The organism is Brevundimonas faecalis, assembly GCF_040549405.1.
Lineage (GTDB): Bacteria > Pseudomonadota > Alphaproteobacteria > Caulobacterales > Caulobacteraceae > Brevundimonas > Brevundimonas faecalis.
Genome location: NZ_JBEPTF010000001.1, coordinates 888841 through 900114, shown reverse-complemented (window position 1 = coordinate 900114; position 11274 = coordinate 888841). Strand labels below are relative to the sequence as shown.

Below are 11274 nucleotides of genomic sequence, written 5' to 3'. Positions count from 1 at the left end.
GTCACAGGACGATCGACGCCGTCACATCGCCGTTCACGCCCGCGATCAGGGCCGCCGGAATGCGGATCTGACGCGTCGCGCCGCCGGCCATGACGCTGACCTCGCCCACATCGACGTCGGCGGCCGGCGCCTCGTGCGCCTTGCCGTCGGCGGTCGTCAGGACGAAGCGCGCCTCGCGAAGATGGGCGAAGCCCGTCCCCGTATTGCGCGCCGACAGCAGGACGTCGCCGTTCGGCGCCCGCGACACCGCCGTCACCTCCACCGCCGCCCGCGCGCTGGCGGGGGCGACGAAGACATAGGTGTTGATGGTGAAGGCCACCTTGATGTCGGCGCCGGCGTCGCCTCCGGTCGCCGCCTGCATGTCGATCGGCAACTGGGCCGCGCGGACCAGATACATCCGGCCCTCGTCCGTCGCCTCGCCCAGGTATCGGACCTGGACCACCTGTTCCCGGTTCGGCGGGATCACCGACTGGACCGGAAAGGCGACGATGTCGTTGTCTTCCGGCGTCAGGCTTCGGGCGCCGTTCCCGTCGACCTGCATCCGATAGACTTCGATCTCCACCGTGGCGGGCGCGGCGCTGTCGTTGCGCACCGTCAACCGATAGCTGGAACCGCCGCCGGACGGCGTGATCTTGGCGACCATGGGCGAGACGTCCATGGCCCCGGCGCCGCCCGGCGCGCCCATGGCCATGATCAGGCCTGCGGCGGCGGCGGCGAACAACTGCAATCTCATGACTGCATCCTCCCCTGCAGAAAAAGGCGCAGGAAAAACGGGGAGCCGCTCCAACGACTCCCCGCCTTCCTCCCGGTCAGGCCGGGTTCAGCGCGAAGGTGAAGACTTCCGTATAGGTGCCGGCGGGGGCCGAGGCCGCGCCGGGACCGAACGGCGCCGCGGCGCAACCCGAAGAGCCGGGATTGGTGTTGTCGCCCTGGCTTCCGCCCACGCCCGGACCGCCCGGGACATTGTAGCAGAGGTTCAGGAACAGATCGGCGAAGATGCCGTCGGCCAGCGCCTGGCTATAGCCGCCCGAGTTGGTGACGATCGCCGGGCTGCCGGGCCAGGTGTCGACCGGAGCGAAGCCGAGGCTCGGCACGCCCTGGACCACCAGATCCCAGTCGTAGTTGATCAGGACGCCGTCCGGGGACTTGAAGTCGCCGTTCTGCGCGCTCGAGGTCAGCTTGGCGCCGGTGGCCGAGTTGCAGGACATCCGCAGGGTCGTGACCTTCTGCCGGGCGCCGTTGGCGACGGCGACGTTGCCGCCGGCCACATTGGCCAGGCCGATGCCGCAGAAGTTAGTGACGCTGGTGGTCACGGTTACATTGGTTTGAGCGCTGGCCACGGCGGGAACCGCCAGAACAGCCGCAGCAGCCGTCGCCATGGCGACAATAAAAGCACGCATCTATTCCTCCAAAGCCTATTGTTATTGATTATCCGGAGCGCCGTTTTCAGACGAAACCGAACCTTGCGGCCTGTCGCCACAATGTCGCCATTTAGAGGCGACGCCCGCAGGCTCGCATCCCCAAGGCTGTTCAGCGTCTTCGGCTAGTCAATTTTGCTAATTTTCCGATCGCGACGACTGAAGCGTCACGGAGGTTTCCTCAGTCCAGAGCGCGCCGCTTCTCGACCAGGAAATCCACCAGGGCCCGCAGCTTGGGCGCCATCTGCTCGCGCGACGGCAGATAGAGATCGAAGCCGTCAAAGGGCGGGCACCAGTCGTCCAGCATGCGGATCAGGGCGCCCGCCGCGACATGTTCGCGAACCATGCAGTCCATGTGCTGGACCAGGCCCAGGCCCTGCAGCCCGGCGCTCAGCATGGTCTCGTCCGCATTGGTGACGAAGGCGGCGGGCGGCTCGGCCGTGAACTCGCGGCCCGTATCGGGGTCCGTGAACTCCCATTTCAGCATCGGCCCCTGGACGCCGGGCCGGAAGGCGACGCGGTCGTGCGCCTCCAGATCGGCGGGCGTTCGCGGCGCCGGTCGACCGGCCAGATAGGCGGGCGAGCCGACCACCACCAGACGCATGGGCGGGCTGATCGGCACGGCGATCATGCTGTCCGGCACGGCCTCGCGCAGGCGGACGCCCGCGTCGCAGCCCTCGCGGATGATGTCGCCCAGGCCGTCGTCGATCACCAGTTCCAGACGCACCTTGGGATAACGCCGCCGGAACTCGCCCAGGTAGGGCTCGATGAAATAGCGCGCCGCCAGCCGCGAGGTGGAGATGCGGATCTCCCCCGTCGGCTGTTTCCGGTCGTCGTCCAGGCCGACCATCGCCTGGGCGATGTCGGCCAGGGCCGGCTCGATGCGCGCCAGCAGACGCCGCCCCTCCTCTGTCGCCGAAACCGACCGGGTCGAACGGTTCAGCAGGCGCACGGCCAGCCGCTCCTCCAGGGCTCGCAGGGTCTGGGACAGGGCCGAGGGCGAGACGTTCAATCGTCGCGCGGCGGCGGTGAAGCCGCCCTCTCGGGCGACCTCGGCGAAGGCGGCGAGCGCCGGCAGCAGGGTGCGATCCATGGCCCCATTATGAAGGCAAACTTCAAGCTGATTGAAGAGGGCGCCGATTTTTCCGTCGTGGGCTTCGACCTAGTTTCCCCTAGTTCCCGGGCTGTCGCAGCGACGGCGGGACCCGGACAGGTTTCCAGATGGATTTTCCATCTTTCAGACAGACGAAGGAGTCTGATCATGACGGGCATTTCGAAAGAACGGATGCAGGCGGCCCTGAAGCAGGAGAAATCCATCTCCGAGGAGGATCACGCCAAGGTCAAGGCGCTGGCTGGCATGGTGAAGATGCCGCGCAGCTTCATCTTCAAGAACCCCGACGAATACGGGATGACCGACTGGGAGACCTGGTCCATCCCCTCGGACGACGGCACCCCGCTGGAGGCTTGGTACATCCCGGCCAAGGGCGGCGAGAGCAAGAAGCTGGTCATCTTCAACCACGCCCTGCCCATGTGCCGCGCCGGCTATCCCGGCCACATGGGCCCGCCCTGGAGCGACTTCATCGAACCAGTCGAGATCGACTTCGTCATCCAGTACAAGCACCTGACCGACGCCGGCTACAATGTCCTGACCTATGACTTCCGCAACCACGGCCAGAGCGGCGCGGCCAACGGCGGCGTCAGCGGCGTCGGTCAGTGGGAATGGCGCGACTGCGTGGGCGTGAAGGCCTTCGTCGACGCCCACCCGCGCCTGGGCCAGATGGACGTCGCCCTGTTCAGCCAATGCCTGGGCGGCGTCTCTCAGTACGCGGCGATCACCAAGCGTCCCGACCTGTTCGAGAACGTCAAATGCCTGCTCAGCCCGCTGGTGCCGAACATGACCTCGGTCCTCAGCACGCTTTCGGGCTATCAGGGCGTCAGCCAATATCAGGAGCTGATCGACCTGGAACTGCTCAAGCTGGGCGGTTTCCCCGCCGCCGACATGTCGGGCCGGCTGTGGGCGCCGAACGTCAAGCTGCCGGTCCTGATGTGGCAGGTGCTCGACGACGCGGTGGTCGAGAATCCGAGCGACGCCCAGAGCACCTTCGACGCCTTGGGCAGCACGGACAAGGAACTGTACTGGATCGAAGGCACCACCAAGCGCTTCGAGGACGGCTACAACTGGTTCGGCCGTCACCCCGAGAAGGTCCTGTCCTACCTGGCCAGATACATGGGCTGACCATCGACCGGGAGGCGATGTCGGGGGCGCGAACGCGCTCCCGGCTCCGGACTCGGCGGCTAGGCCGCCCTTTCCGCGTCGATCCTCGTGGCGGCGAAGGCCTGGCGCAGCCAGGTCGCCGCCGGGCCGACCGGGCGCTGCTTGTGCCAGATCAGTTCCAGGGCGACGGGATGCATGCCTTCGTCGAACTTCAGCCTGGGGGTCGCCAGGTCCCGCGCCAGGGGCGAATGATCCATGATGTGGGCCGGGATCAGGGCCCAGCCGACGCCCTGCCGCAGGATCTGCAGGATCAGCCAGTGGCTCTCCACCCACCAGACCTCGGCGCCGACGCGAAGGCGATGCTTCTCGGTTCCCTCGATCCGGACCGTCACCATGATCTGGCGGTGCCGCTTCAGGTCCTCCCACTCCACCTCCGCCTCGGCCAGGGGGTGGGCGGCGCCGCAGACCAGCTTCATCGGCGTCCACCCCAGGGTGTGGAAGCCCAGCTCCGTCGGCAGCTTCTCCTGCCGCCACATCACGCCGACGTCGGCCTTGCCGTCCAGCACCAGGCGGCTGACGTCCTCCATGACCGGAACCAGGACCTCCAGCTCGACATGGGGAAAGGCCTGGGCGAAACGCGCCAGCAGCGCGCCCAGCACGGGCTCCGGATAAAGTTCGTCCACCGCCACCACCAGCCGCTTCTCGACATGCGCCTCGAAGGCGGCGGCCATGCCGATCAGGTGCTCGCGCCGGTCGAGGATCAGTCGGGCCTCGCTCAACAACCGCTCGCCGGCGGGCGTCAGGACGGGATTGCGGCCGGCGCGGCTGAACAGGGACAGGCCCAGGTCGTCCTCCAGCGCCGCCACCTGGGTGCTGACCGCCGACTGCGCCTTGCCCAGGCTCCGCCCCGCCGCCGAGAAGGACCCCTGCTCCGCCGCCGCGACAAAGGCCGCCAGTTGCTCCATGGAAACCTGCATCTATCTCAAATCCAGATACAACCCAACTTTGAACATGCAGAATAACGGATAGAACCCCGCTCGGAAACAACGACAGGAGCTCCCGATGTCGCGCACCCTGCCCGACCGGATCCGACATGCAGTCCTTTTCGAAGCCTTCGCCCTGGCCATATTCACGCCCGGCGCGGCCCTGGCCTTCAACCATCCGATCGAGCGCATGGGCGTGATCGGGATCGTGTCGGCCACCATCGCCACCGTCTGGAACTTCGTGTTCAACCTCGGCTTCGACCGGGCGCTGATCCGGTTCACGGGCGGGGTGCGCAAGACCTTCGGCCTGCGCGTCGTCCACGCCCTGATGTTCGAGGGCGGGCTGGTGATCCTGCTGATCCCCATGGTCGCCTGGTTCCTGGGCATCAGCCTGTGGGCGGCCCTGATGATGGACTTGGCCATCGTCGCCTTCTATCTGGTCTACGCCTTCCTCTTCAATCTGACCTACGACCGCCTCTTCCCGGTTCCGACGGTCTCCGCCTTTGAAGCCGCCCCGCGCGCGGCCTAGGCTGAAGCCATGGCCCAGAACATCTATGACGATCCCGCCTTCTTCGCCGGATACAGCCGCCTGCCGCGCCAGACCCTGGGCCTGGACGGGGCGCCGGAATGGCCCGCCGTCCGCGCCCTGATCCCCGATCTGACGGGGCGACGCGTCCTGGACCTGGGCTGCGGCTTCGGCTGGGCCGCGCGCTGGATGCGGGAACAGGGCGCGACCTCGGTCCTGGGCCTGGACCTGTCCGAAACCATGCTGGCGCGGGCGAGGGCCGACACGGCCGATCCCGCGATCCAGTACAGCCTCGCCGACCTGGAAGACCTGGACCTGCCCGCCGACACCTTCGATTTCGCCTTCAGCGCCCTGGCCTTCCACTATGTGCGGGACTTCGACCGCCTGGTCCGCGCGATCGGCCGCGCCCTGACGCCGGGCGGCGGCCTGGTCTTCACCATCGAGCATCCGATCTACATGGCGGCGGCCCATGCCGACTGGCTGACCGGCCCGGACGGCCGCAAGACCTGGCCTGTCGACCAGTACGCCCTGGAGGGCGAACGCCGCACCGACTGGTTCGTGAAGGGGGTGCTCAAGCATCACCGAACCCTGGCGACCACCCTGAACGCCCTCATCCGCGCCGACTTCCTCATCCAGGCGGTGGAGGAGTTCGCCCCGACGGCGGAACAGATCGACCGCACCCCCGCCCTGGCCGAGGAGCTGGAGCGCCCGATGATGCTGATCGTTTCAGCCCGAAAGGCCGCCGCCTGACCGCCTCAGGCTGTTGAAATCCGCCCAATTCGCTCAGAATTCTGATCGCCTAGATCACAAAATCAATGACTTGAGCGCTTCCCGAAAAGGGCTTGTTGCACAATCCATAATCAGGCCCACTCTCGTGTCAGCGATCCCGCAGAAGATCGCACAGGGATTGAGCAGGAAGCATATGACGGCGCCGTTCGCGACGGATCAGGTCTTCATCGGCGGCGTCTGGCGCGCGGCGGACGGCGGAGCGACCCTGCCGATCGAGAATCCCTCGACGGGCGCGGTCATGGGCGCCCTGGCCGCCGGGACCGCCGCCGATGTGGACGCCGCCGTCCAGGCCGCCCGCATCGCCTTCGACGGAGACTGGGGCCGGACCACGGCGGTCGAGCGCGGCCGCATCCTGGCCCGCATGGGGCGCGAGGTCGAAGCCCGCATCGACATGCTGGCCGAGCTTGAGGCCCTAGACGTCGGCAAGCCGCTGAAGCAGGCCCGCAACGACGTGATCGCCCTGGCCCGCTACCTCGAATTCTACGCCGGCGCGGCGGACAAGCTGCACGGCGAGACCATTCCCTTCCAGGACGGCTACACCGTCTACACCCTGCGCGAGCCGCACGGGGTGACGGGGCACATCATCCCCTGGAACTATCCGATGCAGATCATCGGCCGTTCGGTCGTGGCGGCCCTATGCGTGGGCAACGCCGTGGTGCTGAAGCCCGCCGAGCAGGCCTCGCTGACCGCCCTGGCCTTCGCCCATATCGCCGCCGACTGCGGAATGCCCGCAGGCGCCTTGAACGTCGTGACCGGCACGGGCGCGGAAGCGGGCGCGGCCCTGGCCGCTCACCCCGGAATCAACCACCTGTCCTTCACCGGCTCGACCGGGGTGGGCGCGGCCATCCAGCAGGCGGCGGCCCTCAACGCCGTGCCCGTGACGCTGGAGTTGGGCGGCAAGTCGCCTCAGTTGGTGTTCGACGACGCCGACCTGGACAAGGCCCTGCCCTTCCTCGTCAACGCGGGCGTCCAGAACGCGGGCCAGACCTGCTCGGCCGGATCGCGCGTCCTGGTCCAACGCGGCGTCTATGGCGAGGTCGTGCGCCGCATGGCCGAGCGTTTCAGCGCCCTGAGCGTCGGCCCGGCGATGGACGACCGCGACGTCGGCCCTCTGGTGTCTAAGAAGCAGCAGGCCATGGTCGAAGGCTTCATCGAGAAGGGCCGCGCCGACGGCCTGATCGTCGCCCAGGCGAGGCTGGGCGATCTGCCCGAAGGCGGCGCCTATGTCGCGCCCACCCTGTTCGCAAACGTCGCGCCCGATCACCCGCTGGCCCAGCAGGAAATCTTCGGCCCCGCCGTCGTCGTCATCCCGTTCGAGACGGAGGACGAGGCCGTCGCCGTCGCCAACGGCACGGACTACGGCCTGGTCGCCGGGGTCTGGACCGCCGACGGCGGGCGGCAGATGCGGCTGGCGAAACGGCTGCGGGCCGGACAGGTCTTCATCAACAACTACGGCGCGGCGGGCGGGGTCGAACTGCCCTTCGGCGGCGTCGGAAAATCGGGCCACGGTCGCGAAAAGGGGTTCGAGGCGCTCTACGCCTTCACCACCCTGAAGACCGTCGCGGCCCATCACGGATAGCAGGGAGTAGGCGTCTTGGGGGAGAACAGATCGAAGCGGCTGGAGGGCAAGCGGGCGATCGTCACGGGCGGCGCCTCCGGCTTCGGCGCCGGCATCGCGCGCCGCTTCGCCGAGGAAGGCGCCCGCGTCATCGTCGCCGACCTGAACGGGGACGCCGCTCGCGCCCTGGCCGCTGAACTGGGCGACGCCGACCTGGGCGTCGCCGTCGACGTATCGAACGCCGAGCAGGTCGCCGCCCTGGCCGAGATCGCGAACCGCCTGCTAGGCGGGATCGACATCGTGGTCAACAACGCCGGCGTCGGCCACACGCCCCAACCCCTGGACGAACTGTCGGACGAGGCCTTCGACCGCATCGCCGCCGTCAACATGCGCTCCATCTATCTGATGTCGAAGGCCTTCGTCCCGGCGATGAAGGCGCAGGGCTCGGGCGCCGTCCTCAACATCGCCTCGACCGGCGGGGTCAGCCCCCGGCCGAACCTGACCTGGTACAACGCCTCCAAGGGCTGGGTGATCACGGCGACCCGCGCCATGGCGGTCGAGCTGGCGCCCTTCCAGGTGCGAGTGAACGCCCTGAACCCGGTGGCGGGCGACACCCCCCTGCTGAAGACCTTCATGGGCGCAGACACGCCCGAGGTGCGGGCCAAGTTCCTGGCCTCCATCCCCATCGGCCGCTTCTCGACGCCCGAGGACATGGGCGCCGCCGCCGCCTTCCTCTGTTCGGACGACGCCTCGATGATCACCGGCGTGGCGCTGGAGGTGGACGGTGGCCGCTGCATCTGACCGCGTCTTCAAGCTTCTGGTCCTGCCCGGCGACGGCATCGGACCGGAGATCGTCCGCGAGACCCTGCGCGTCGTCGACTGGGCCCGGAACGCCGGGCTGCGAATTGAGCTGAGCGAGGCCCTCGCGGGCGGCGCCAGCATCGACATCGTCAGCGCGCCCATCGCGGAGGACGTGGTCGAACAAGCCCTGGCCTCCGACGCCGTCCTGTTCGGCGCCGTCGGCGGACCGAAGTGGGACCACCTGCCCCGCGCCCAGCGACCCGAGATGGGCATACTGCGCCTGCGTCAGGCGCTGGATCTCTACGCCAACCTGCGGCCCGCCGTCTGTTTCGACGAACTGCTGGACGCTTCGGCCTTGAAGCCCGAACTGATCCGGGGCCTCGACATCCTGATCGTGCGCGAGGCCACGGCGGGCGTCTATTTCAGCCTGCCGCGCGCCAATGAGGTCGATGCTGACGGCGCGCGCCGCGCCTACGACACCCAGGCCTATACCGAGGCCGAGATCGCCCGCGTCTGCCGCACGGCCTTCGAGCTGGCCCGTACGCGCAAACGCCGCGTCTGCTCGGTGGACAAGGCCAATGTCATGGAGACAGGCGCCCTGTGGCGCGCCGTGGCGACCGAGGTCGCCGCCGACTATCCTGACGTCGAGCTGTCGCACATGTACGCCGACAACTGCGCCATGCAGTTGGTCCGGCGCCCCGACCAGTTCGACGTCATCGTCACCGACAACCTGTTCGGCGACATCCTGTCGGATGCGGCGGCGGCCCTGACCGGCTCGCTGGGCCTGCTGCCCTCCGCCTCCCTGTCCGGCCTGGATCAGGGTGGCGACAGCCGGGGGCTCTATGAGCCGATCCACGGCTCGGCGCCGGATATCGCGGGCCAGGGCGTCGCCAACCCCATCGCGACCATCCTGTCCTTCGCCCTGTGCCTGCGTTGGTCCTTCGACCGCGCCGATCTAGCCGATGCGCTGGAGCGCGCAGTGCGCCGGGTCGTGTCCAGCGGCGTCCGCACGCCCGACATCGCGGAGGCCGGCGTCGCCCCCGTCTCCACCATTCAAATGACCGACGCGGTTCTGGCCGCGCTGGACACAGAGTTCGCGTGAGGATCGACCGATGAGCGCCCCCACAATGCAGACGGTCATGGACCTGATCGACGGCCGCACCGACGAACTGGTCGCCCTGACCCAGGACCTGATCCGCTTTCCCACCGTCAACCCGCCGGGCGAGGCCTATCGCCCCTGCGCGGAGTACATCGGCGAGCGGCTGAAGAAGCGCGGCTTCACCGTCGAATATGTGCGCGGCGAGGGCTCGCCCGGCGACAGCGACAAATATCCCCGCACCAACGTCATCGCCCGCTGGACCGGCTCCGAACCCGGACCCTGCGTCCACTTCAACAGCCACATCGACGTGGTCGAGGTCGGGTCCGGCTGGACCGTCGATCCCTTCGGCGGCGAGGTGAAGGACGGTCGCGTCTACGGCCGGGGCGCCTGCGACATGAAGGGCGGGCTGGCCGCCTCCATCATCGCGGTCGAGGCCCTGATCGATTCCGGCCTGCCCCTGCCCGGCGCGCTCGAAATCTCCGGCACGGTGGACGAGGAATCCGGCGGCTACGGCGGCGTCGCCTATCTGGCCGAGCGCGGCTGGTTCTCGGAGCCGCGCGTCAACCACGTCATCATCCCCGAGCCGCTGAACGTGGACCGGGTCTGCATCGGCCATCGCGGCGTCTGGTGGGCCGAGATCGAGACCAAGGGCCGCATCGCCCACGGCTCCATGCCCTTCCTGGGCGACTCGGCCATCCGCCACATGGGCGCGGTGATGGAAGAGTTCGAGAGCAAGCTCTATCCCGCCATGGCCGCCCGCCATTCCGACATGCCGGTCGTGCCCGAGGGCGCCCGCCAGTCGACCATGAACATCAACTCCATCCACGGCGGTCAGGCCGAGGGCTTCGACGGCCTGCCCGCGCCCTGCGTCGCCGATTCCAGCCGCATGATCATCGACCGCCGCTTCCTGATCGAGGAGACGCTGGACGACGTGAAGGGCGAGGTGAAGGCCATCCTCGACGGCCTGGCGGCCCAGCGCCACGGCTTCCGCTACGAGATGCGCGACCTCTTCCAGGTGGCGCCCAGCATGGCCGACCGCGACGGCCCGGTGGCCAGCACGACCGCCGCCGCCATCGAGACGGTGCTGGGGCGCAAGGCCCAGTTCGTCTGCTCGCCCGGCACCTACGACCAGAAGCACGTCGACCGCATCGGCAAGCTGAAGGACTGCATCGCCTACGGCCCCGGCGTGCTGGACCTGGCGCACCAGCCCGACGAATGGGTCGGGATCGACGACATGACCAACTCGGCCAAGGTCATGGCGAGAGCGGCCTATGACCTGCTGACCCGCAAGCGAGGATGAGCGAGATGGCGCGCGGCGACATGGAAGACGAGAACATCATCGGCCCGCGCCTGCGGGCGCTTCGAGATCGCCTCGGCCTGTCGCAGCGCGCCCTGGCGCGAAAGGCGGGCGTGCCGTCCAGCACCGTCAGCCTGGTCGAGAGCGGCCGCACCAGTCCCTCGGTCGGCTCGCTCAAGCGGCTTCTGGACGCGGCGGGCGTGTCCCTGGGCGAGTTCTTCAGCGCCGAGTTCGAAACCCCCGCCAAATACTTCTACCGCCACGACGAACTGACCGACATCTCGCGCGGCGAGGTCTCCTACCGCCAGTTGGGCTCGGGCCACGACAGCAGCCTGCAGATTCTCTATGAAACCTATCAGCCCGGCTCGGACAGCGGCCGGGTCATGCTGTCCCACGAAGGCGAGGAAGGCGGACTGGTCATCTCCGGCCGTCTGGAAGTCACCGTGGACGGCCAGTCGCGGGTGCTGAAGGCCGGCGACGGCTATCTGTTCCCCAGCCCCCTGCCGCACCGATTCCGCAACATCGGCGACAGCCCCTGCGTGGTCATCAGCGCCTGCACGCCCCCCACCTTCTGATCGCCCTGCTCGG

Annotated in this window: 12 protein-coding genes; 8 read left to right on the top strand and 4 right to left on the bottom strand. The window is 68.3% G+C overall.

All coding sequences use genetic code 11. The features are described from left to right. Position 1 precedes the first annotated feature (1 nt). The 3 genes from ABIE19_RS04300 to ABIE19_RS04290 all read right to left on the bottom strand — a co-directional run bounded on the left by ABIE19_RS04300 (position 2) and on the right by ABIE19_RS04290 (position 2511). Positions 2 to 733, bottom strand: a complete 732-nt coding sequence (locus ABIE19_RS04300; RefSeq protein WP_354087901.1) for a fimbrial biogenesis chaperone — start codon at positions 731 to 733, stop codon at positions 2 to 4. Between the two features lie 76 nt (positions 734 to 809). Beyond that, a complete protein-coding gene (locus ABIE19_RS04295) occupies positions 810 to 1400 on the bottom strand; it encodes a hypothetical protein (protein ID WP_354087900.1) in 591 nt (196 codons plus the stop codon). A gap of 199 nt (positions 1401 to 1599) precedes the next feature. Next, on the bottom strand, positions 1600 to 2511 hold the full coding sequence (locus ABIE19_RS04290) for a LysR family transcriptional regulator (RefSeq protein ID WP_354087899.1): 912 nt from the start codon (positions 2509 to 2511) through the stop codon (positions 1600 to 1602). A 168-nt stretch (positions 2512 to 2679) separates the two neighbouring features. Between ABIE19_RS04290 and ABIE19_RS04285 the strand changes: the two genes are divergently transcribed. Beyond that, a complete protein-coding gene (locus ABIE19_RS04285) occupies positions 2680 to 3654 on the top strand; it encodes an alpha/beta hydrolase family protein (protein ID WP_354087898.1) in 975 nt (324 codons plus the stop codon). Between the two features lie 59 nt (positions 3655 to 3713). On the opposite strand, the gene ABIE19_RS04280 is transcribed toward ABIE19_RS04285, so the two are convergent. After that, complete coding sequence (locus ABIE19_RS04280) at positions 3714 to 4610, bottom strand: LysR family transcriptional regulator (RefSeq protein WP_354087897.1); 897 nt, start codon at positions 4608 to 4610, stop codon at positions 3714 to 3716. Between the two features lie 85 nt (positions 4611 to 4695). On the opposite strand from ABIE19_RS04280, the gene ABIE19_RS04275 reads away from it, so the two are divergent. The 7 genes from ABIE19_RS04275 (at position 4696) to ABIE19_RS04245 (ending at position 11261) form a co-directional block, all read left to right on the top strand. Continuing rightward, positions 4696 to 5145, top strand: a complete 450-nt coding sequence (locus tag ABIE19_RS04275; RefSeq protein ID WP_354087896.1) for a PACE efflux transporter — start codon at positions 4696 to 4698, stop codon at positions 5143 to 5145. A 9-nt stretch (positions 5146 to 5154) separates the two neighbouring features. Beyond that, a complete protein-coding gene (locus ABIE19_RS04270; RefSeq protein ID WP_354087895.1) occupies positions 5155 to 5892 on the top strand; it encodes a class I SAM-dependent methyltransferase in 738 nt (245 codons plus the stop codon). Positions 5893 to 6064: 172 nt separating this feature from the next. Further along, positions 6065 to 7510 (top strand): aldehyde dehydrogenase family protein, encoded by a 1446-nt coding sequence (locus tag ABIE19_RS04265; RefSeq protein ID WP_354087894.1) that lies wholly within the window; start codon positions 6065 to 6067, stop codon positions 7508 to 7510. 15 nt (positions 7511 to 7525) lie between these two features. Continuing rightward, the gene (locus ABIE19_RS04260; RefSeq protein ID WP_354087893.1) at positions 7526 to 8290 is read left to right on the top strand and encodes a glucose 1-dehydrogenase; all 765 of its coding nucleotides are present in this window, start codon (positions 7526 to 7528) and stop codon (positions 8288 to 8290) included. Further along, the gene (gene leuB, locus ABIE19_RS04255) at positions 8274 to 9392 is read left to right on the top strand and encodes a 3-isopropylmalate dehydrogenase (protein WP_354087892.1); all 1119 of its coding nucleotides are present in this window, start codon (positions 8274 to 8276) and stop codon (positions 9390 to 9392) included. Before ABIE19_RS04260 ends, leuB begins: the two co-directional genes overlap by 17 nt. A 10-nt stretch (positions 9393 to 9402) precedes the next feature. Beyond that, positions 9403 to 10689, top strand: a complete 1287-nt coding sequence (locus ABIE19_RS04250; RefSeq protein ID WP_354087891.1) for an acetylornithine deacetylase/succinyl-diaminopimelate desuccinylase family protein — start codon at positions 9403 to 9405, stop codon at positions 10687 to 10689. A gap of 5 nt (positions 10690 to 10694) precedes the next feature. Beyond that, positions 10695 to 11261 (top strand): cupin domain-containing protein, encoded by a 567-nt coding sequence (locus ABIE19_RS04245; protein ID WP_354087890.1) that lies wholly within the window; start codon positions 10695 to 10697, stop codon positions 11259 to 11261. The last annotated feature ends 13 nt before the right edge of the window (positions 11262 to 11274 follow it).